The sequence below is a fragment of the Stenotrophomonas geniculata genome (genome assembly GCF_034508895.1).
Taxonomy (GTDB): Bacteria; Pseudomonadota; Gammaproteobacteria; order Xanthomonadales; family Xanthomonadaceae; genus Stenotrophomonas; species Stenotrophomonas geniculata.
This window is the reverse complement of the sequence record NZ_CP140571.1, coordinates 3,490,823-3,511,513: the sequence shown is the minus strand read 5'-3', so window position 1 is coordinate 3,511,513 and position 20,691 is coordinate 3,490,823. Positions and strand designations below refer to the sequence as shown.

Here is a 20,691-nt window from a genome sequence, read left to right as displayed (position 1 = left end):
GCATTCATCCTGCAGCCGGGCAAGGCATGCACGGTTGGCGCGTCGTTCACGTTCGAAAGGAGACGATTCGTCCACCCTGCTGCATGACGCAGTACCACCCCAGACACCCGCCTTCACGGCCAGGAGACGCCCCATGAAGATCCAGCTCATTGCCGCCAGCGCCATCGCTACCCTCGCCCTGGCAGGCTGTGCCACCTCGCCTGGCTACGGCGGTGGTGGTTACAACAACGGCTACAACAATGGCGGCTACGGCAACAACGGCGGTTACAACCAGGGCCGCTGTGCTGACTGCGGCATCGTCACCCGCATCAACACCGTGCAGTCCGGCCGTACCGCCCCCAGCGCGACCGGCGCGATCCTGGGCGGCATCGTCGGCGCCGTGGCCGGCCACGAGATCTCCGACCACACCGGTGGCAGCCGTGGCAACAAGAACATCGCCGCCGCTGCGGGCGCAGTCGGTGGCGCGCTGGCCGGCAACCAGATCCAGAAGAACGTGACCAGCGACACCTACGACATCAGCGTGCGCATGGACGATGGCCGCACCATCGTGGTCAACCAGCGTGACCTCGGCGGCATCCGCGAAAACACCTACGTGCGCGTGGTCAACGGCAAGGTCATCCTGCGCTGACCCGCACCGGGCCATGCGCAACGAAAAAGGCCCGCTTGCGCGGGCCTTTTTCATGCCGACAGGCGGCGGGTATTACACCGGCTGCACCTTGTCAGCCTGCAGACCCTTCTGGCCCTGCACGACTTCGAAGCTCACAGTCTGGCCTTCCTTGAGGCTCTTGAAGCCCTGGGTCTCGATGGCGCGGAAGTGCACGAACACGTCCTCGCCATTCTGCCGGCTGATGAAGCCGAAGCCCTTCGCATCATTGAACCACTTTACGGTACCGGTCTCGCGATCAGCCATCTCACTAACTCCCTTTGACTCTCTCTTGTTGTTGGAAACGCCTGGTGGGCGGCTGACAAGCAAGGGGGAAGCGAGGTGCATCGATGCAGCGGATCGGGAAGATCTTGCTTCATCAGGCCACGATCCACGGTGACCTTGCCAAGCTCAGCGACTGCAACTTAACCCGCCCAAAACGAAAAAGCAACTGGCAAAATCTTTCACTGTCAACCCCAAAACGGCCACCATACGGGACAGCATGGGACTCTCATTCATCTTATATCTGCTAGCGGTCATTTTTGTCCTCGTCGGCATCGCCGGGATCATCCTGCCGGCCCTCCCCGGCATCCCGCTGGTATTCATCGGACTGCTGCTGGCGGCCTGGGCCGACGGCTTCGCCCATGTGGGCTGGCCAACCCTGGTCGCACTGGGTGTACTGACCGTGCTCTCGCTGCTGGCGGACGTGCTGGCCACAGTGGTGGGCGCACAACGAGTGGGCGCCAGCCGGAAGGCGCTATGGGGCACGTTCCTCGGCAGCATCGTCGGCCTGTTCTTCATGCCGATCGGCCTGTTCGCCGGCCCGTTGATCGGCGCCCTGCTCGGCGAGTACTGGCACACCCGCGAGCTGGGCCGCTCGACCAAGGTCGGCCTGGCCACCTGGCTCGGCATCCTGCTCGGCCTGGCGCTGAAGCTGGCGGTGGTGATCGCGATGCTGGGGCTGTTCGCCTTCGCCTGGTTCCTGTGACCGGTGCAGCCTTCACGCTACACGCACGCAGTGGCCGTGCATAAACCGTAGGGGCTGGCCGCGATCCGGTACAGCCGCCACACTGTGCAATTCCCGTATTCACCGAAGGGCCTGCTGGAATGACCCTCCCCCCGCTGCTTCCCCGCCTCGCGCCGCTGGCGCTGGCCCTGGCCAGTGCGCCGCTGGCCGCGCAGGAATTCGTGCCCAGCACCGACACTTCGCCGGCGGCGTGTGCCGCCATCACCACCGACGCCGCGCGCCTGGCCTGCTATGACCGCCTGTTCGCGCACACCCCGCAGGCCACGGCCGCTGCCGACGCCGCTGCCGAGGCGGCCGCGCAGGCCCGTCGCGAAGAGCGCCAGACCGCACGCGTGAGCCAGGGCGAAGAGAAACTGCGCGAACGGGTCAGCGACCTGTTCCGTCCGGCAGCACCGGACAGCGCGCTGGCCAACGCCGGACGCGGTTCGCTGCTGGACAGCCGCTGGGAGCTGGCCGAGGACTCCAAGCTGGGCCCGTTCCAGCTGCGTGCCTACAAGCCGGTATACCTGCTGCCGGCGTTCTGGACAAGCGACCGCAACACCACGCCGCATTCGCCGAACCCGGCCAACACGGTCACCACCCCGCAGGTACTCGACAGTGCCGAACTGAAGTTCCAGATCAGCTTCAAGACCAAGATCGCCGAGAACCTGTTCGGCGACAACGGCGATATCTGGGCCGGCTACACCCAGAGCTCACGCTGGCAGGCCTACAACGGCGAGGATTCGCGCCCGTTCCGCGAAACCAATTACGAGCCGGAAGTGATGATGGTATTCCGCAACGGCTACTCGATCGGTGGCTGGCGCGGGCGCATGACCGGCATCGCACTGAACCATCAGTCCAACGGCCGCGCTGATCCGCTGTCGCGCAGCTGGAACCGGGTGATGCTCAACATCGGCCTGGACCGTGAGAACTGGGCACTGGTGCTACGTCCGTGGTACCGCATTCCCGAGACCCGCAGCGACGACAACAATCCGGACATCGAGGACTACATGGGCCGCGGTGACGCGACCCTGACCTGGAACCGCAACGGCCATGAAGTCTCGCTGATGGCGCGTCATTCGCTGCGCACCGGCAGCCGCTCGCACGGCGCCCTGCAGCTGGATTACGGCTTCCCGATCAGCAACCTGCTGCGCGGCCATGTGCAGATCTTCGACGGCTACGGCGAAAGCCTGATCGACTACAACCACAAAGCCACCTACGTGGGTGTGGGCGTGTCGCTGCTGGAGTGGTTCTGATGGACGTGACGATCTGGCATAACCCGGCCTGCAGCAATTCGCGCGGCGCCCTGAAGCTGATCCGCGATGCGGGCTTCGAGCCGGAGGTGATCGAGTACCTCGGCAATCCCCCCGATGTGGCCACACTGCGCCAGGTGCTGGCCGAATCCGGATTGAGCGCGCGTGATCTGGTGCGCAGCAAGGAATCGCAGTTCGCCGAACTGGGCCTGGAAGATGCGGACGAGGCCACGCTGCTGGCCTCGATGGCCGAACACCCGCGCCTGATCAACCGCCCCGTGGTGCGCACGCCCAAGGGCACACGGCTGTGCCGCCCGCCGGAAACGGTGCTGGAGATCCTCTAGCCCGAAAAAGGGGACGGAGGGAATTAAGTCGTTTGTGCACAAACGACTTAATTCCCTCGGTCCCCTTTTTTGGTTATCGCCAGTCGGTGATGCCCTCGCGGCGATACACCTCGGCGAACGCCGGGCGCGCCTTCATCGACGTGGCATGCGCCTTCAGCACCGGCCAGGTGTCGCTGGGCTTCGGCATGCCGCGCGACCAGCGCATCAGCATCACCAGCATGTAGTCGACCACGCAGGGCATGGCGCCCAGCAGGTAGGGACCATGCACCTGCAGGTGCGTGGCGACATGCTGCCAGGCCGCTTCAAGGCGCTGACGGGCCATCTTGCGGCTCGCCTCGATATTCGCCTCCCCCGCCATTTCATGCGGGTAGAACCAGGCGCGATAGGCGGGCTGCAGCGTATTGGCACACCAGAACATCCATCGGTAGGCATCGGCACGCTGTGGCGTACCCACCGGGGGCAGCAGGTTGGCGTCCGGATGGCGATCAGCCAGGTACAACGCAATGGCCGCCGCTTCGGTCAGTACCAAGCCATCGATCAGCAGCGTCGGCACCACACCGGCCGGATTCAGCGCCAGGTACTCCGCCGACTTGTGCTCGCGCGCGTCGAAATCCAGCAGCACCAACTCGTGCTCGATGCCCAGCTCGATCAACAGCCAATGCACCACGAGGGCGGCAGTACTGGTCGAACCATACAGCGTGGTGCTCATGCGGAAGATCCTGTGCAGGTGGATCCGCCGATTATGCGCCCGCGCGCGCGATCGTTGCTCAGCCGCAGCTGCTCATGCAGGAATCCCGGCGTTCGCCACAGGACATCATCGGCGCGCGCATCGTGCAGTCATGCGCCTTCAGTTCGCAGGCACGGCGCAGTTCGGGGTTGGCAACGTCCTTGCAGCGCTTGTCCGGCGCAGGCACCGCCTGCTGCTCGCAGCTGAAGGCACTGTTGCCGGTGCTGCCCCGCGCCATGCAGCTGCGATAGTCGGCCTGGCACTGCATGCGGCACTGCGAGGAGGCGGAGAAATCCGCACCTTCATAGGATGACGTTGTGCTGCAGCCGGCCATGACCAGCAGGAACACAGCCGCGACGGATCGATGCAGGCGCATGGGCACATCCAGTGCAGGGGAGTGCCGACCCTATCAGACTACGGTTACTCGTGCAGGCACCTACGCGTGCCGCGATCAGTACACGGGAATACCGGTGTCGCTGCGGACGTCATTCACGGTACCGCCGCAGGAGAGCAGGCACTGGGCGTACGGGGCACTGCATGAAGGAAGCGCCGGGGGACCGCAGTAGTTGCCGGCACCGTTGCCCCCTTCGCAGTTGTGCCGCTGCTTGTCGTCGGCGATACCACTGCAACGGCTGATGATCCGGCTCTTCTCGCTTTCGCAGCTCCGCTGATCCGATTCGGCACGGGCGCGGTTGTGGAAGTCGCACGTCGCCTTCTGGCTCTCGCAGACCGACGCGCAGATCTTCCCCGCTTCGTGGGTGGGTGGCTCGACGAAATAACGTGGCCCGCAGGCGCTGCACGCCAGCGTGGCGGCCAGCAACACGAAAACACGCGACCACTGCAGCACGATGGACTCCCTTCCAGTACGCCGGCCAGTACGTTGGCAGAGCAGGCCGCGCGCGGGCAGGCTGCACACAACAACGGCGCCACGCGGGCGCCGTTGCCTGAAACGGAAGCGGAAGACTTACTCCACCACCACCGGAATCTTGCCGATGCGGGCCTGCCATTCGCGCGGGCCGGTCTTGTGTACCGATTCGCCAGTGGAATCCACTGCCACGGTCACCGGCATGTCCTGCACGGTGAACTCGTAGATCGCTTCCATGCCCAGATCAGCGAAACCGACCACCTTGGCCGCCTTGATCGCCTTGGACACGAGGTAGGCCGAACCGCCGACCGCCATCAGGTAGGCCGACTTGTGCTTCTTGATCGCCTCGATTGCGGCCGGGCCGCGCTCGGCCTTGCCGACCATACCCAGCAGGCCGGTCTGCGCCAGCACCTGCTCGGTGAACTTGTCCATACGGGTCGCCGTGGTCGGGCCGGCCGGGCCCACCACTTCGTCGCGCACCGGATCAACCGGGCCCACGTAGTAGATGAAACGCCCCTTCAGATCGACCGGCAGTTCCTCGCCCTTGTTGAGCATGTCGACCATGCGCTTGTGCGCGGCGTCACGGCCGGTCAGCAGCTTGCCGTTGAGCAGCAGGGTCTGGCCCGGCTTCCAGCTGGCCACGTCCTCCGGCGTGATCGTGTCCAGGTCCACCCGGGTGCCCTTGGACGAATCGTAGGTCAGCTTCGGCCAGTCCTCCAGCGACGGCGGGTCCAGCATCACCGGGCCACTGCCGTCCAGGGTGAAGTGCGCGTGGCGGGTGGCTGCGCAGTTCGGGATCATCGCCACCGGCAGGTTGGCCGCGTGGGTCGGGTAATCGTTGATCTTGATGTCGAGCACGGTGGTCAGGCCACCCAGGCCCTGCGCACCGATACCCAGTGCATTGACCTTCTCGTACAGCTCCAGGCGCAGCTCTTCGATGCGGTTGGACGCACCACGGGCCTGCAGCTCGGTGATGTCGATCGGCTCCATCAGCGCTTCCTTGGCCAGCAGCATCGCCTTTTCGGCGGTGCCACCGATGCCGATGCCGAGCATGCCCGGCGGACACCAGCCGGCGCCCATGGTCGGCACGGTCTTCAGCACCCAGTCGACGATCGAGTCGGACGGATTGAGCATGGCGAACTTGGTCTTGGCTTCCGAGCCACCGCCCTTGGCGGCGACGATCACGTCGACCGTGTTGCCCGGCACCACCTTGACGTTGACCACGCCCGGGGTGTTGTCCCTGGTGTTGATGCGCTTGCCGGCCGGATCAGCCAGCACCGAGGCGCGCAGCTTGTTGTCCGGGTGCATGTAGGCGCGGCGCACGCCTTCATTGGCCATGTCTTCCACGCCCATGGTGGCGTCATCCCAACGCACGTCCATGCCGATTTCCAGGAACACGGTGACGATGCCGGTGTCCTGGCAGATCGGACGGTGGCCTTCGGCGCACATGCGCGAATTGATCAGGATCTGCGCCATCGCCTCCTTCGCGGCCGGCGACTCCTCGCGCTCGTAGGCGGCGGCAAGGTTCTTGATGTAGTCGACCGGGTGGTAGTACGAGATGTACTGCAGCGCGTCGGCGATGGACTGGATGAGGTCTTCCTGCTTGATCGATGTCACGTCTTGCTCGCTTGCTCGAGGCTGGCGGGGGTAATCCGCCCATTTTACCCCCTCCCCCGGCCGCAGGGTGGTAGTGCCGGCCGCTGGCCGGCACTATCCGCGCAAGCCCTCTGTCACGCCATGCGCCACTGCGGCGTCCTTGCCCACATGAACGCCGAAACCGCTTTCCAGACCCACCGCCCGCGCCTGATGGCCCTGGCCTACCGCCTGCTCGGCAGCCGCGCCGACGCCGAAGACGTCGTCCAGGATGCCTGGCTGCGCTGGTCCGGCGCCGACCCGGCGGCCGTCCGCGACCCCGAAGCCTGGCTGGTCACCACCACCACCCGGCTTGGCCTGGACCGGCTGCGCGCGGCCAAGCGCGAGCGCGTGCACTACGTCGGCCCCTGGCTGGCCGAGCCACTGGCGGTCACCCTGGAGCCCGACCCGGCGCCCGGCCCGGCGCAGCTGCATGCGCTGGCCGACGATGTCTCGGTCGCCTTCCTGACCCTGCTCGAACAGCTCGGCCCCGAGGAACGCGCCGCCTTCCTGCTGAAGGAGGCGTTCGACCACGACTACCGCGAAATCGCCGACCTGATCGGCCACAGCGAAGCCAACTGCCGGCAGCTGGTGCATCGGGCCCGGCAGCGCCTGCAATCCGGGCGCCCACGCTTCAATGCCGATGCCAGCCAGCACCGGCAGCTGCTGGCGCGCTTCATGGATGCCTCGCAGCGCGGCGACAGCGAAGCGATCCAGGCCCTGCTGCACACCAACGCGCAGCTGGTCTCCGACGGCGGCGGCGTGGTCACCGCAGCGGTACGCCCGCTGCTGGGCGCCGAGCGCATCGGCCGCCTGTTCTGGGCCATCGCACGTCGTGGCGCGGTGCATCCGGCGCAGCTGGGCTACGTCAACGGCGAGCCGGCGATCCTGCGCTTCCATGGCGATCGGCTGCACTCGGTCACCACCATCGAGGTGGTCGATGGCCGCATCGCCAACGTGTACAGCGTGCTGAATCCAGAAAAATTGCCGAAGGTTGTCACGCACCACAACGCTGCGGCGTCCTTGTGATGAAGGCGGCCATCGTGGCCGCCGTGGAGCCCACGATGTCCGATCACACCTCCCCCCGCGTCCCCTACACCCGCCTGGCCGCCGAGGCCTTCAAGGGCCTGTTGGCCACCAGCCAGGCGGTGCATGACAGTTCGATCGACCCGACCCTGATGGAGCTGGTGTTCCTGCACGTGTCGCAGCTCAACGGCTGCGGCTACTGCATGGACATGCACGGCACCGCGCTGCGCAAGGGCGGCATTGAGCCGCGCAAGCTGGACACCCTGCCCGCGTGGCACGAAAGCCGCTTCTTCGATGCACGCGAACGCGCAGCACTGGGCTGGGCCGAGGCGCTGACCCGTTTGACCGACGGTGCGCCGTCGCAGGCGGCGTTCGATGCGTTGGCGCCGCATTTCGATGAGAAGGGCATCAGTGACCTGAGCATGGGCATTGCCGTGATCAACGCCTGGAACCGACTGGGCGCGGGCCTGCTGCCACCGCTGCCGTAAGAGGCTTTTGTTGGCCGGGCTGCCGCCCGGCACCCGCAGAGGCAACAACCAGAGCAACATCAAAAGCCGGCGCTACTGTGGGTTGGCGGGGCGGGTCAGGTCGCAGGGGACGCTGCAAGTACGTCCATGTAAGCTCGGTCGCCGCATCCATGCGGCTCACGCCCCTGCGACCTGACCCACCCCGCCGTCGACAGACTTCTACTGCTGTTGGCAGGTGTCGACCTTGGTCGACACGGTAGATCCACTCCATGCGTGGATACAGCAGGGTCAGATCCCATTGCAGGGCAAAGGGATCTGACCCCGGGCCGCACGCCTGCACTGACCCCCTCTGCACGGCCGGGGCGCGCACAATAAGCGGATGCCTGCTGCCTCCGAAAAGAAACCCAGCCTGCGCCAGCGCTTCAGGGCGATGCGCAACCTGCCGCCTTTCCTGCGCATGGTCTGGCAGACCAGCCCCGCGCTCACCCTCGCCAGCCTTGGGCTGCGCCTGATCCGTGCGCTGCTGCCGGTGGCAATGCTGTACGTCGGCAAGCTGATCATCGACAGCGCCCTGCACCTGAGCCAGCACGATGCCGGCTTCCCGCCGCTGGGCGAAGCGCTGTCCAGTGGTCTGCTCAACCCACTGCTGGGCCTGCTGGCGCTGGAATTCGGCCTGGCCATCGGCTCGGACCTGCTCGGCCGCCTGGTCAGCTACGCCGATGCCCTGCTCTCGGAGCTGTTCGCCAACGTCATCAGCATCCGGCTGATGGAACACGCGGCAACGCTGGATCTGGAGGACTTCGAGGATCCGGACCTGCAGGACAAGCTGGACCGTGCGCGGCGCCAGACCATGGGCCGGATGAACCTGATGAGCCAGCTGTTCGGCCAGGTGCAGGACGCGATCACCGTGGCCAGTCTCGCCGTCGGACTGCTGGTGTATGCGCCGTGGCTGATCCTGCTGCTGGCGCTTGCGCTGGTGCCGGCCTTCATCGGCGAATCGCACTTCAACGCGGCCGGCTACAGCCTCAATTTCCAGTGGACGCCCGAGCGCCGCCAGCTCGACTACCTGCGCCAGCTCGGCGCCAGCGTGGAAACGGCCAAGGAAGTGAAGATCTACAACCTGCACCGCTTCCTGGTGAAACGCTACCGGCGCCTGTCGGTGGCGCTGTTCCAGGCCAACCGGGCGCTCGCCCGGCGGCGTGCGTTCTGGGGCACGCTGCTGGCCGCGCTGGGCACGCTGGGCTACTACACCGCCTATGCCTACATCGCCTGGCGCACGGTGCGCGGCGACTTCTCGATCGGCGACCTGACCTTCCTTGCCGGCAGCTTCCTGCGCCTGCGCCAGCTGCTGGAAGGCCTGCTGATCGGGTTCTCGCAGGTGGCCAGCCAGGCGCTGTATCTGGATGACCTGTTCTCGTTCTTCCAGATCCAGCCGGAAATCCACTCGCGTGAAGGCGCTGTGCGCGTGCCGCAGCCGATCCGCCAGGGCTTCGTGTTCGAGAACGTCGGCTTCCGCTATCCCGATGCCGAGCAGTGGGCGGTGCGCCATCTGGATTTCCAGCTGCACGCCGGCGAAGTGCTGGCCCTGGTCGGCGAGAACGGAGCGGGCAAGACCACGCTGGTGAAGCTGCTGGCGCGGCTGTACGAGCCGGACGAGGGCCGCATCCTGCTCGATGGCCGTGACCTGCGCGACTACGACCTGGACGACCTGCGCGCCAACCTCGGGGTGATCTTCCAGGACTTCGTGCGCTACAACCTCAGCGCCGGCGAGAACATCGGCGTCGGCCAGGTCGAGGCGATGGACGACCAGGCACGCATCGCCGACGCCGCGCGGCGCGGCATGGCCGAGGACGTGATCGACGACCTGCCCGGCGGCTACGACCAGCTGATCGGCCGCCGCTTCAAGCAGGGCGTGGACCTGTCCGGTGGCCAATGGCAGAAGATCGCCATTGCCCGCGCGTGGATGCGCAATGCACAGGTGATGATCCTGGATGAGCCAACCGCAGCGCTGGATGCCCGAAGTGAGTTTGAAGTGTTCCAGCGGTTCAGGGAACTGGCGGATAATCGCACCGCAGTATTGATTTCCCACCGTTTTTCCTCGGTACGCATGGCCGATCGCATCCTGGTGCTGGCCGATGGCCACATCGAGGCCAGCGGCACCCATGATCAGCTGATGGCCCAGGGAGGACGGTACGCCGAGCTGTTCGAGCTGCAGGCAGCGGGTTACCGCTGAGAACGCCTCTCGTTCCGCCTAATGAGAACCTGTCTCATTTGAGATAGAATCACCCCCGACGACTTTCGATAGATACGCCCATGTCCTCCGCTTTCGGCGCCGAAACGGTGCTTGAGGTCCGTCACTGGACCGACGCCTACTTCAGCTTCACCACCACCCGCGACAGCGGCTTCCGCTTCGAGAACGGCCAGTTTGTGATGATCGGCCTGGAAACCGAGGCGCGGCCGTTGCTGCGCGCCTATTCCATCGCCAGCGCCAACTGGGAAGAGCATCTGGAGTTCTTCAGCATCAAGGTGCAGGACGGCCCGCTGACCTCGCGCCTGCAGCACATCAAGCCGGGCGACAAGGTGCTGGTTGGCAAGAAACCCACCGGCACCCTGCTGATCAGCGACCTGCACCCGGGCAAGAACCTGTATCTGCTGGGCACCGGCACCGGCATGGCACCGTGGCTGTCGGTCATAAAGGACCCGGAAACCTACGAGCGCTTCGAGAAGGTGATCCTGTGCCACGGCGTGCGCTACGAAAAGGACCTGGCCTACCGCGATTACTTCGAGAAGGAACTGCGTGAGCATGAGTTCCTGGGCGAGATGATCGGCGACAAGCTGCTGTACTACCCGGCCGTCACCCGTGAACCGTTCGCCAACCAGGGCCGCCTGACCCAGCTGATGGAGAGCGGCGAGATGCAGCGCACCCTCGGCCTGCCGGAGCTGAGCCCGGAAAACGACCGCGCGATGATCTGCGGCAGCCCGCAGATGCTGGCCGACCTGCGCACCGTGCTCGACGCGCGTGGCTTCCAGGTTTCGCCGCGCATCGGCCAGCCGGGCCACTATGTCTTCGAGCGCGCGTTCGTCGAGAAGTAAACCGTTGCAGCTGTAGAGCCGAGCCCACGCTCGGCTCGCGCGCACCGCGCGCGCTCAATGTCGGCCGGACAAGCAGCCGAGCGTGGGCTCGGCTCTACAACACCGCTTCGATCTCGTCGCGCAGCTGCTCCGGCTTGGTGGTGGGCGCATGCCGCGACACTACCCGCCCCTGGCGATCGACCAGGAACTTGCTGAAATTCCACTTGATACGGGCACTGCCAAGCAGGCCGCGCTTCTCGCGTGACAGCCAGGCCCACAACGGATCAGCCCCCTCGCCGTTGACCTCGATCTTCTCCGACAGCGGGAAGCTGACCGGATAATCCAGCGAACAGAACTGGCGGATCTGCGCGGCGTCGCCGGGCTCCTGCGCGCCGAACTGGTTGCATGGGAAGCCGATCACCACCAGGCCGCGCTCGCGGTAGTCCTGCCACAGCTGCTCCAGCCCGGTGTACTGCGGGGTGAAACCACAGCGGCTGGCCACGTTCACCAGCAACAAGGGACGGCCCCGGTACTGATCCAGCGCCTGCGGCTGGCCGTCGAGGTCACGGAAGCTGAAATCGTAGGCGCTGGTCATGATGGCGGGCCGTGGGCGGTGAATGCATGGTACCCGCGCCCGGCCCCACCAGCATGCCTTTTGACACAAGTGCGGGCGCGGCCGGCCGGGTTAACCTCGGGCCCTTGTCTGCCTTACCGGAGTTCCTACCTTGACCACTCGCCTTGCCCTTGCCGTGGCCATGTCCCTCGGCCTTGCCCTGCCCGCCTTCTCCGCCGGCGCCGCCACCCCGGCTGCCAGCACCCATGCCCAGCAGGCCAATCCGTTCTTCGCCGAAAGCCCGCTGCCGCTGCACTTCCCGCAGTTCGACAAGATCAAGGACAGCGACTTCGCCCCAGCCTTCGACGCCGGCATGGCGCAGCAGCTGAAGGAAGTGGAGGCCATCGCCAACAACAAGGCCAAGCCGACCTTCGACAACACCATCATCGCCCTGGAAAAGAGCGGTGACATCCTCGACCGCGCGACCACCGTGTTCTTCAGCCTGGTGGGCGCCGATACCAACGACACCCGCAAGAAGCTGCAGGCCGACTACTCGGCGAAGTTCGCCGCGCACAGCGATGCGATCGCGCTGAACGGCAAGCTGTTCGCGCGCATCCAGGCACTGTACGACACCCGCAGCCAGCTGGGCCTGGACGCCGAAGGCGTGCGCCTGGTCGAGAAGTACTACGACAACTACGTGCGCGCCGGCGCCAAGCTGTCCGACGCCGACAAGGCCAAGCTGAAGGAAATGAACGCCGAGCTGGCCAACCTGGGCACCAAGTTCAGCCAGAACGTGCAGTCGGAAGTGAACGCTTCGGCAATCACCGTCGACGACGTCAAGGAGCTGGACGGCCTGTCCAAGGAGCAGATCGCCGCCGCTGCCGAAGCCGCCAAGGCCCGCGGCCAGGACGGCAAGTACGTGATCACCCTGCTCAATACCACCGGCCAGCCGCCGCTGACCAACCTGGCCAACCGCGCCCTGCGCCAGAAGATCTACGAAGCGTCGGTCAGCCGTGGCAGCCGTGGCGGTGAGTTCGACAACACCGCGCTGGTCTCGCGCATCATGCAGCTGCGTGCCGACAAGGCCAAGCTGATGGGCTTCCCGAACTTCGCCGCCTACAACCTGACCAACCAGACCGCCAAGACGCCCGAAGCGGTCAACGCGATGCTGGGCAAGCTGGCCCCGGCCGCCGTGGCCAACGCCAAGCGCGAAGCCGCCGACCTGCAGGCGATGATCGACAAGGAACAGAAGGCCGCGCGCAAGCCGACCTTCCAGCTGGAACCGTGGGACTGGGCCTTCTACAGCGAGAAGGTGCGCCAGGCCAAGTACAACTTCGACGAGTCGCAGCTGAAGCCGTACTTCGAAATGAAGAACGTGCTGGAGAACGGCGTGTTCCATGCCGCCAACCTGGAATTCGGCCTGACCTTCAAGCAGCGCACCGACCTGCCGGTCTACCACGATGACGTCACCGTCTACGACGTGTTCGACGCCGACGGCAGCCAGCTGGCGATCTTCATCTTCGACCCGTATGCACGCGCCTCAAAGCGCGGTGGTGCGTGGATGAATTCCTACGTTTCGCAGTCCAAGCTGACCGGCTTCAAGCCGGTGGTCGCCAACCACCTGAACATCCCGAAGCCGCCGGCCGGCCAGCCGACCCTGCTGACCTGGGATGAGGTGAACACCACCTTCCATGAGTTCGGCCATGCCCTGCACGGCATGTTCTCCAACGTGAAGTACCCGTACTTCTCGGGCACCTCGGTGCCGCGTGACTTCGTCGAGTTCCCCTCGCAGGTCAACGAGATGTGGGCCGACAACCCGGTCATCCTGAAGAACTACGCCAAGCACTACCAGAACGGTTCGGCGATGCCGCAGGCGCTGCTGGACAAGGTGCTGGCGGCGGCCAAGTTCAACCAGGGCTTCGCCACCACCGAGTACCTGGGTGCAGCCATGCTTGATCAGCGCTGGCACCAGATCGGCGCCGACCAGGTGCCGGCCGCCAAGGACGTGATGGCCTTCGAGCGCGCCGCACTGGAGAAGGACGGCATCTATTACGCGCCGGTTCCGCCGCGCTACAAGACCCCGTACTTCAGCCACATCATGGGTGGCTACTCGGCCGGCTACTACGCCTACATCTGGTCCGAAGTGCTCGACGCCAACACCCAGAAGTGGTTCAAGGACAACGGCGGCCTGAGCCGCAAGAACGGCGACCACTTCCGCGCCACGCTGCTGTCCAAGGGTGGCAGCGTGGATGCCATGCAGCTGTTCCGCGATTTCGCCGGCCACGAGCCGCAGATCGAACCGCTGCTGGAAAAGCGTGGCCTGACCGGCGCCGGCAACTGATCGCCGCTGCGGCAGCCTGAAACGAAAACCGCCCGGGAAACCGGGCGGTTTTTTGTTGGGTCATCCACGCATGGCGTGGATGCTCTTGCAGATCAGCGTGGCGCCACGTACCCGCCCGGCACGCCTTCCGGCGACAGCACCAGCTGCCACAACTGCGCATGCCGGCAGCGGAAGGTGGCCATCGATCCGGCCAGGTAGAACCGCCACATGCGGCGGAAATGCTCGTCGTAACGCGTGTCCAGCTGCGGCCACGCCGCTTCCACGTTGCGTCGCCAGGCCTGCAGGGTCAGGTCGTAATCGGTACCGAAGTTGTGCCAGTCCTCCAGCACGAAACGGCCTTCGAACGCCCGTGTGATCTGCACTGCCGACGGCAGCATCGAGTTGGGGAAGATGTAGCGCGCGATCCACGGATCGGTGCGATGCCGGGAGATGTTGGTGCCGATGCTGTGCAGCAGCAGCAGGCCACGCGGCGACAGGCAGCGTTTGGCCACCTCGAAGAAGCTGGCGTAGTTCTTGTCACCGACGTGCTCGAACATGCCGATCGAGAAAATCGCATCGAACGGTTCGTCCAGTTCCCGGTAGTCCTGCAGGCGGATTTCAATCGGCAGCCCCGCGCACAGCTCGCGGGCAAACTCGGCCTGTTCCTGCGAAATGGTCACGCCGACGCCGCTGACGCCGTAGCGCTCGGCTGCGAACTTCAGGGCTTCGCCCCAGCCACAGCCGATGTCCAGCACACGCTGACCCGGGCGCAGCCCCAGCTTGCGGCACACCAGGTCGAGCTTGGCTTCCTGCGCGGTGTCGAGATCGTCGGCATTGCGCCAGTAGCCACAGCTGTAGACCAAGCGCTGGCCGAGCATGGCCTGGTAGAGATCGTTGCCGAGGTCGTAGTGGCGGCGGCCGACTTCGTAGCTGCCCTGCCCCACCTGCAGGTTGAACAGGCGCGCCTTCAGCGCATCGGCCACTTCGCGCCAACCGTGCACCCGTTCGTCCAGGTGCGCCTGCATCAGGTGGACGAGGAAATCATCCAGGACGTTGGCATCCCACCAACCCTCCATGTAGCTCTCGCCGAGGCCGAGCGAGCCTTGGCCCATGACCCGCGCGAAGAAGCGCGGGTCATGCACCTGGATATCCTGTGGCTGGGTACCGCCGATGCGGACCCCGGCTTCCTGCAGCAGGCCGGCGACCCGCTCCTGCAACCCTGTATCCACGCCACCTCCTCGACTGCGGTCAACCGCGTGCGAACAGCTCCACGTAGTCCTTGGCCACGTGCGGCAACAGCACCGCCGCCGGTACATCGGCGGTCTGGGTGCCGTCCGAGTATGGACCCACCTGGTAGGGCGGGAAAACAAAGCGCAGTGCCGTGATCTGCCCCTTGTCGTCGGTCAGCGGCTGGAACTGGCTGAAATTGTCGGCCTGCGGGCCGGTACCGTCGGCGATCATGCGCGATGCGTTGCGCAGCGATTCCTGCAGCTGGGCCGGGTCCATGTCCTCGCCGCTGAGCCGCGTGGCCACGCGTTCGCGCAGCTGGTCGGCAACGAAATCACTGATCGCCTTCCAGCCCTTGGCATCGGCCACCAGCTTGTCGGCACTGAGCATCTGCTGCTGCGCCGGCAGCCACACGAAACGCGCCACCAGCGGCTCGCCGTGGGCGCCACCGGTATAGCGGCTGCCATCGGCACTGACCACCACCAGCTGTGGCGTTTCCAGCAGCTTCTCGAAGCTCAGCGACAGCTCGTAGGGCATGGTCGGCTTGTCATTGCCCAGCCCGTCCAGTGCCTGCTGCAGGTCGCTGCGAGCGCTGGTGGCATAGTCCTGCAGCGCGCGTGCCAGGCCCGGGTAGCGGTCGATGCCGGCCGGGTAGCTGATGCCCACCACTTCGCGTTCGTTGTTCTCGATCACGTCGCGCAGGTCCAGCGGCGCTTCCGTGGCCGGCGTTTCGCCTGCGGCGGTGGTCTCGGCGGCAGGTGCCCCGTCGGCCACCGGTGCCGGTTCGCTTTCACGCTGGCAACCGGCCAGCAACAGCACGCCCACCACGCCGGCCAGCACGCTGCCGTGCAATGGCCGGTTGTTTCCAATCTTCATCGGGATCCCCTGTTCATGTTTGTACATCATCGCCTGCCATGGCTGAAGCGTGGCCCGCTGGCATTCAGCCAACGAGCAGGTCGTGGTACTCCTCATGCCGCTGCAGGAAGGCCTCGGCGTAGGAACACGCCGGCACCACCTTGTACTTCTGCTCACGGGCAAAACGCAGCGCCACACGGGTCAGCTCACCGGCAATGCCCCGGCCGGCGATCGGCTCGGGCACCTCGGTATGCGTGATGACCATGCGCCTGCGTTTGATCTGGTAATCCAGCACCGCCAGCTGTCCGCGCACACGGGCGGTGAAGCGATGGTTGGCCAGGTCGTGTTCGACCTCGTAGGCCAGACCGGGGGGCGTGACCGAAGCCATGGAACTGTCTCCTGCGGCGACTGCGTGGATGGTGCGCAGCCGGGCGCCATGATCGCGTGAAGCCTGAACAGGGGCAAGTCCAGTCCGTTCACGTCAGTTTTCGACCCTCAAGCTGGAGGGCCGGCGGCCGCTATCGCCTGTGGAGGGGTACGGCCAGGCTGGCACGGCCCTTGCGACCGTTGATCATGCGCACCACCGCGGAGGCACCGATGCACCCCAGCGATCCCCATTCCGATACCGACCGCGCCCTGCTGGAGGGCCTGCTGCAACTGGCGGTGGAAGGGCAGACCGAAGACCAGGATTTCCAGCGCATCGGCGAGGAAGTGTTCGCCCGCCTGCTGGACACCTACGGCCAGCAGACCGCGATCTGAGCCTGCCGGGGCGGATCGCTGCCGATCCGCCCCGCTCCCGCCATCAACCGCCGCCGAGGCGGAAGGTCGGGTTGGAAAGCTCGCGCAGGAAGTGGGTGAAGATGCTCGGCTGCATGGCCAGCATGAAGATCACGCCGAACGCCGCGCCCGCCAGGTGCGCGCTGTGGTTGATGCGGTCACCGCCGCGCTTGTCCATCCAGATGCTGTAGCCGACGTAGAACGCGGCGTAGACGATGGCCGGCGCCGGGATGAAGAACACCAGGATGATCGACCACGGCTTGATCAGGATGAAGGCGAACAGCACCGCCGACACCGCCCCGGACGCACCCAGGCTGAGGTAGTTCGGGTTCTTCTGGTTCTTCAGGTAGCTGGGCAGGATCGAGACCAGCAGCGCACCGATGTAGAACGCCGGGTAGGTCAGGTAGCTGCCGGTCAGCTGCACCATCACGCTCTCGATGAATCCCCCGAAGAAGAACAGGGTGATCATGTTGAAGATCAGGTGCGACCAGTCGGCATGGATGAAGCCATAGGTCACCAGCCGGTCGTACTGGCGGTGACGGTCGATGGCCGGCGGCCACAGGATCAGGCGGTCGGCCAGCTTGCGGTTGTTGAACGCCATCCACGACAGGATGGCGGTGATGGCGATCAACAGCAGATTGACGGGGGTCATGTCAGGCTCAGGCGCTACGGTAGTTGTCGACCATACGATAGCGTTTTGCGTACCAACCGAAGGCCAACGCCGCGACGAAGGCGAAACCGGCGAAGAAGAACATCAGGAATGCCGCCTCGCTCAGGCCGGTACTGGCGATCTTGTGGGTCACCACGTCATTGCGCACGGCTGCATTGGACAGCAGCACCCACAGGTTGCCGATGGTGGTGGTCAGGTTCCAGAAGCTCATGACCACACCCTTCATGGCCTGCGGCGCCTGGCTGTAGGCGAACTCCAGGCCGGTGGCCGAGACCAGCACCTCACCGAAGGTCAGCAGCGCGTACGGCAGCATCTGCCAGAAGATCGACATGGCGTTGCCCCCGTCCATCACCACCTGGATGCCGCCGACCACGATCCAGGCCAGGCCGCTGAAGGCGATACCGGCGGTCATGCGGCGCAGCGCGGTCGGCTCGAAGCCGAAGCGGCGCAGGGCCGGGTACAGCACCAGGTTGTTGAACGGGATCAGGATCATCACCAGCAGCGGGTTCAGCGCCTGCATCTGCGAGGCGGTGAACCAGCTCGGCATCTGCATCTGCTGGCCCTGCAGGACCCAGGTCGAGGCCTTCTGGTCGAACAGCGAGAAGAACGGCGTGGTCAGCGCGAAGATCACCAGCACGCGCAGCACCGAGCGCACGCCTTCCACGGCTTCGGCCGGATGCTGGCCACGGGCACGCTCCAGCTGCAGCCAGGTGCCGCCGCCGATGCCCGCCAGGATCGACACCAGCGCCAGGCACAGGCAGATGACGATGCCCAGCGAGCCGACCAGGCTGAACGAGGCTGCTGCCAGCACCAGGCCGAGCACGGCGATCACCAGGCCCGGACGGCCCTGGCCGGTCACGCGCGTGGTCAGTGCGGTACGCACCACGTTGGCGAACGAATGCGGATCCTTCGGCGGCAGCGGCACCAGCACGTAGCGCTTGCGGCCCAGCCAGAACACGAAGGTGGCGATGAACATCAGGATGCCCGGGATACCGAACGCCCACTGCGGGCCCCAGTTCTTCAGCACCAGCGGGATCAGCAGCGAGGCGAACAGCGAGCCGAAGTTGATGATCCAGTAGAAGGCGTCGAAGACGATCTTGGCCAGGTGCTTGTTGCTCTGGTCGAACTGATCACCCATGAACGAGGCCACCAGTGGCTTGATGCCGCCGGCACCGAGCGCGATCAGGCCCAGGCCGAGGAAGAAGCCCTCGCGGCTGTTCTCGAACAACGCCAGGCACAAGTGGCCGGCGCAGTAGACCAGGCTGAACCAGAGAATGGTGTGGTACTTGCCGAAGAACCTGTCGGCCAGCCAGCCTCCGAGCAGCGGGAAGAAATACACGCCGATCATGAAGCTGTGCATGATGTCCTTGGCTTCACCGGCACGGCCTTCCGCAGTGATTTCCTGCAGCAGCAGCGAGGTGATCAGGAACTGCACCAGGATGTTGCGCATCCCGTAGAAACTGAACCGCTCGCAGGCCTCATTGCCGATGATGTACGGGATCTGGCGCGGCATCTTTCCCTGGCCGGCGATGGGGGCAACTGCGTCGTGGCTCATCCTGTAAGGCAATCCTGCAAAGCGAAAGGCGCAAGATTACCGGAAGCAGGGCTTGCGAAGCACGCTGCAGGGCTGCATGACAACGGTGCCAATCCATGGCAGACACCGCATGCCATGCCGGAAGTCACGGCACCTGCACGACAAAAGCGTAAACTTATCGTTATGCGCCCCCTCGCCCCCGCCCGTCTCCTGCTCAGTTGCCTGGTGCTGCTGATGGCGTTGCAGGCGCAGGCGCGGCCGCAGGCACCGGCCACAACGGCCAGCTCCAGCGAGCCCCGCCAACTGACCGTGGCCGCGCTGGAGCTGCCCAGCCGCGATGATGCGCAATGGAAGTTGCGCCGCGAACAGGTCGCACAGTTGCTGACCGACCTGCAACCGGACGTGATCTCGGTGCAGCAGGTGCTGCAGCAGCAGGGCCGCAACCCGGCCTGCTGGCTCGCCACCCGGCTGCGCTACAGCTGCGACTTCGTTACTGCCGATCCGCCCAGCCAGCCGTTGCGGCATGGCAACGCGATGCTGACCCGGCTGCCGGTCAGCGAGGATGGCGTGACCCTGCTGCACCCACCCGGCACCTTCAGCGCCGCCGGCATGATGCGGCTGAAGCTGGGCGAGGCACTGGTCAACATCTATGTGGCACGGCTGCGCCCGGACCCGGACGAGGCCACCGCCCGCCAGCATCAGACCAGCGACCTGATGACCTGGATCGGCGCCACCGCCGAGGGCATGCCCAGCCTGATCGCCGGCGATTTCTCGGCAACCACCGTCGAGCTCGTGCGCAGCACCCCGGGGTTCCAGCCCGCCCGGCGCAATCCCGGCGGTCGCGTCGAGGCGCCTGCGGCCAGTGGCGGCGGCAGCAGCGGTCATGGCCTGGATGTGCTGTTCCAGGTCAAGCACTTTGGCGGCATCCGCCAGCAGCCGATCCTGCTGCCGGCCGACGGCGACCTGCCCGGCCTGCGCCTGGGCGTGATGGCCACCCTGCGCCTGCAGGGTGATACCGCCGCTACCGAATGACTCCTGCAACAGAAAAGGCCGGGTTTTCCCCGGCCTTCTCCGTTCATCCCATCACCGCGATCAGGCGATCGCTTCCTGGTAACGGCGCTCGACCTCGTTCCAGTCGATGACGTTGAAGAACGCGCCGATATATTCCGGACGGCGGTTCTGGTACTTCAGGTAGTACGCGTGTTCCCACACGTCCAGGCCGAGGATGGGGGTGTTGCCTTCCATCAGCGGGCTGTCCTGGTTGCCGGTGCTCTCGACCACGACCTTCTTGTCCGGGGTCACGCTCAGCCAGGCCCAGCCGCTGCCGAAACGGGTCAGCGCAGCCTTGGTGAAGGCGTCCTTGAACTTGTCGAAGCCGCCCAGGTCCTTGTCGATGGCCTTGGCCACGTCGCCCACCGGGTTGCCGCCAGCATTCGGAGCCATCACGGTCCAGAACAGCGAGTGGTTGGCATGGCCGCCACCGTTGTTGCGCACCGGACCCTGCAGGTTCTCCGGCAGCGACTTGAGCTTCTTCACCAGTTCTTCGACCGGCAGGTCAGCGTACTCGGTGCCTTCCAGCGCCGCGTTGACGTTGTTGATGTAGGTCTGGTGATGCTTGGTGTGATGGATTTCCATCGTCGCCGCATCGATGTGCGGTTCCAGCGCGTCGTAGGCGTAGGACAGCTTGGGCAGGGTATAGGCCATGATGCATCTCCTGATT

Annotated in this window: 23 protein-coding genes; 11 read left to right on the top strand and 12 right to left on the bottom strand. The window is 65.5% G+C overall.

Features of this window, described 5'->3' with window-relative positions:
- The first annotated feature begins 133 nt into the window (after positions 1 to 133).
- Positions 134 to 628 (top strand): glycine zipper 2TM domain-containing protein, encoded by a 495-nt coding sequence (locus RI032_RS16205; RefSeq protein ID WP_010486804.1) that lies wholly within the window; start codon positions 134 to 136, stop codon positions 626 to 628.
- Between the two features lie 72 nt (positions 629 to 700).
- On the opposite strand, the gene RI032_RS16200 is transcribed toward RI032_RS16205, so the two are convergent.
- Positions 701 to 910 (bottom strand): cold-shock protein, encoded by a 210-nt coding sequence (locus RI032_RS16200; RefSeq protein ID WP_010486802.1) that lies wholly within the window; start codon positions 908 to 910, stop codon positions 701 to 703.
- A gap of 235 nt (positions 911 to 1,145) precedes the next feature.
- Between RI032_RS16200 and RI032_RS16195 the strand changes: the two genes are divergently transcribed.
- The 3 genes from RI032_RS16195 to arsC all read left to right on the top strand — a co-directional run bounded on the left by RI032_RS16195 (position 1,146) and on the right by arsC (position 3,246).
- Positions 1,146 to 1,631 carry a DUF456 domain-containing protein gene (locus RI032_RS16195; RefSeq protein ID WP_019337375.1) on the top strand — a complete coding sequence of 162 codons (486 nt, stop codon included), beginning with the start codon at positions 1,146 to 1,148 and terminating at the stop codon, positions 1,629 to 1,631.
- 119 nt (positions 1,632 to 1,750) lie between these two features.
- Positions 1,751 to 2,905, top strand: a complete 1,155-nt coding sequence (locus RI032_RS16190) for a phospholipase A (RefSeq protein ID WP_019337376.1) — start codon at positions 1,751 to 1,753, stop codon at positions 2,903 to 2,905.
- A complete protein-coding gene (gene arsC, locus RI032_RS16185; RefSeq protein ID WP_019337377.1) occupies positions 2,905 to 3,246 on the top strand; it encodes an arsenate reductase (glutaredoxin) in 342 nt (113 codons plus the stop codon). The genes RI032_RS16190 and arsC overlap by 1 nt, the downstream gene beginning before the upstream one ends.
- Positions 3,247 to 3,319: 73 nt before the next feature.
- Here the strand turns inward: arsC and RI032_RS16180 are convergent, their stop codons facing one another.
- The 4 genes from RI032_RS16180 to RI032_RS16165 form a co-directional block, all read right to left on the bottom strand.
- Entirely contained in the window at positions 3,320 to 3,955 is a 636-nt protein-coding gene (locus tag RI032_RS16180; RefSeq protein WP_322547312.1) for a glutathione S-transferase family protein, read from the bottom strand.
- Between the two features lie 58 nt (positions 3,956 to 4,013).
- A complete protein-coding gene (locus tag RI032_RS16175) occupies positions 4,014 to 4,349 on the bottom strand; it encodes a hypothetical protein (protein ID WP_010486792.1) in 336 nt (111 codons plus the stop codon).
- Between the two features lie 75 nt (positions 4,350 to 4,424).
- A complete protein-coding gene (locus RI032_RS16170) occupies positions 4,425 to 4,820 on the bottom strand; it encodes a hypothetical protein (protein WP_322547311.1) in 396 nt (131 codons plus the stop codon).
- A 117-nt stretch (positions 4,821 to 4,937) separates the two neighbouring features.
- Complete coding sequence (locus RI032_RS16165; RefSeq protein ID WP_049409314.1) at positions 4,938 to 6,455, bottom strand: fumarate hydratase; 1,518 nt, start codon at positions 6,453 to 6,455, stop codon at positions 4,938 to 4,940.
- 147 nt (positions 6,456 to 6,602) lie between these two features.
- Here RI032_RS16165 and RI032_RS16160 point away from each other — a divergent pair, with 147 nt between their 5' ends.
- The 4 genes from RI032_RS16160 (at position 6,603) to RI032_RS16145 (ending at position 11,056) form a co-directional block, all read left to right on the top strand.
- Positions 6,603 to 7,499 carry an RNA polymerase sigma-70 factor gene (locus RI032_RS16160; RefSeq protein WP_322547310.1) on the top strand — a complete coding sequence of 299 codons (897 nt, stop codon included), beginning with the start codon at positions 6,603 to 6,605 and terminating at the stop codon, positions 7,497 to 7,499.
- A gap of 35 nt (positions 7,500 to 7,534) precedes the next feature.
- Positions 7,535 to 7,984 carry a carboxymuconolactone decarboxylase family protein gene (locus tag RI032_RS16155; protein WP_322547309.1) on the top strand — a complete coding sequence of 150 codons (450 nt, stop codon included), beginning with the start codon at positions 7,535 to 7,537 and terminating at the stop codon, positions 7,982 to 7,984.
- Between the two features lie 358 nt (positions 7,985 to 8,342).
- Positions 8,343 to 10,196, top strand: a complete 1,854-nt coding sequence (locus RI032_RS16150; RefSeq protein WP_322547308.1) for an ABC transporter ATP-binding protein — start codon at positions 8,343 to 8,345, stop codon at positions 10,194 to 10,196.
- Positions 10,197 to 10,276: 80 nt separating this feature from the next.
- Positions 10,277 to 11,056, top strand: coding sequence for a ferredoxin--NADP reductase (locus RI032_RS16145; protein WP_010486777.1), 780 nt, complete (start codon positions 10,277 to 10,279; stop codon positions 11,054 to 11,056).
- A 94-nt stretch (positions 11,057 to 11,150) separates the two neighbouring features.
- Here the strand turns inward: RI032_RS16145 and RI032_RS16140 are convergent, their stop codons facing one another.
- Entirely contained in the window at positions 11,151 to 11,630 is a 480-nt protein-coding gene (locus RI032_RS16140) for a glutathione peroxidase (protein WP_049482383.1), read from the bottom strand.
- A gap of 130 nt (positions 11,631 to 11,760) precedes the next feature.
- Between RI032_RS16140 and RI032_RS16135 the strand changes: the two genes are divergently transcribed.
- The gene (locus RI032_RS16135) at positions 11,761 to 13,929 is read left to right on the top strand and encodes a M3 family metallopeptidase (protein ID WP_010486771.1); all 2,169 of its coding nucleotides are present in this window, start codon (positions 11,761 to 11,763) and stop codon (positions 13,927 to 13,929) included.
- A 92-nt stretch (positions 13,930 to 14,021) separates the two neighbouring features.
- On the opposite strand, the gene cfa is transcribed toward RI032_RS16135, so the two are convergent.
- The 3 genes from cfa to RI032_RS16120 are packed head-to-tail and all read right to left on the bottom strand — an operon-like array spanning position 14,022 to position 16,378.
- On the bottom strand, positions 14,022 to 15,137 hold the full coding sequence (gene cfa / locus RI032_RS16130; RefSeq protein ID WP_057503449.1) for a cyclopropane fatty acyl phospholipid synthase: 1,116 nt from the start codon (positions 15,135 to 15,137) through the stop codon (positions 14,022 to 14,024).
- A 19-nt stretch (positions 15,138 to 15,156) separates the two neighbouring features.
- A complete protein-coding gene (locus RI032_RS16125; RefSeq protein ID WP_049482644.1) occupies positions 15,157 to 16,038 on the bottom strand; it encodes a DUF3298 and DUF4163 domain-containing protein in 882 nt (293 codons plus the stop codon).
- 37 nt (positions 16,039 to 16,075) lie between these two features.
- The gene (locus RI032_RS16120) at positions 16,076 to 16,378 is read right to left on the bottom strand and encodes a GNAT family N-acetyltransferase (protein ID WP_006455911.1); all 303 of its coding nucleotides are present in this window, start codon (positions 16,376 to 16,378) and stop codon (positions 16,076 to 16,078) included.
- Positions 16,379 to 16,563: 185 nt separating this feature from the next.
- Here RI032_RS16120 and RI032_RS16115 point away from each other — a divergent pair, with 185 nt between their 5' ends.
- On the top strand, positions 16,564 to 16,749 hold the full coding sequence (locus RI032_RS16115) for a hypothetical protein (protein WP_049453088.1): 186 nt from the start codon (positions 16,564 to 16,566) through the stop codon (positions 16,747 to 16,749).
- A 43-nt stretch (positions 16,750 to 16,792) separates the two neighbouring features.
- Here RI032_RS16115 and RI032_RS16110 read toward each other — a convergent pair whose 3' ends face one another.
- Complete coding sequence (locus RI032_RS16110; protein WP_010486760.1) at positions 16,793 to 17,419, bottom strand: rhomboid family intramembrane serine protease; 627 nt, start codon at positions 17,417 to 17,419, stop codon at positions 16,793 to 16,795.
- 7 nt (positions 17,420 to 17,426) lie between these two features.
- Positions 17,427 to 18,992 carry a POT-type proton-dependent oligopeptide transporter gene (locus RI032_RS16105; protein ID WP_049409328.1) on the bottom strand — a complete coding sequence of 522 codons (1,566 nt, stop codon included), beginning with the start codon at positions 18,990 to 18,992 and terminating at the stop codon, positions 17,427 to 17,429.
- 162 nt (positions 18,993 to 19,154) lie between these two features.
- On the opposite strand from RI032_RS16105, the gene RI032_RS16100 reads away from it, so the two are divergent.
- Positions 19,155 to 20,003, top strand: a complete 849-nt coding sequence (locus RI032_RS16100; protein WP_126559435.1) for an endonuclease/exonuclease/phosphatase family protein — start codon at positions 19,155 to 19,157, stop codon at positions 20,001 to 20,003.
- Between the two features lie 60 nt (positions 20,004 to 20,063).
- Here RI032_RS16100 and RI032_RS16095 read toward each other — a convergent pair whose 3' ends face one another.
- Positions 20,064 to 20,675, bottom strand: coding sequence for a superoxide dismutase (locus RI032_RS16095; protein ID WP_005410310.1), 612 nt, complete (start codon positions 20,673 to 20,675; stop codon positions 20,064 to 20,066).
- Positions 20,676 to 20,691 lie beyond the last annotated feature (16 nt).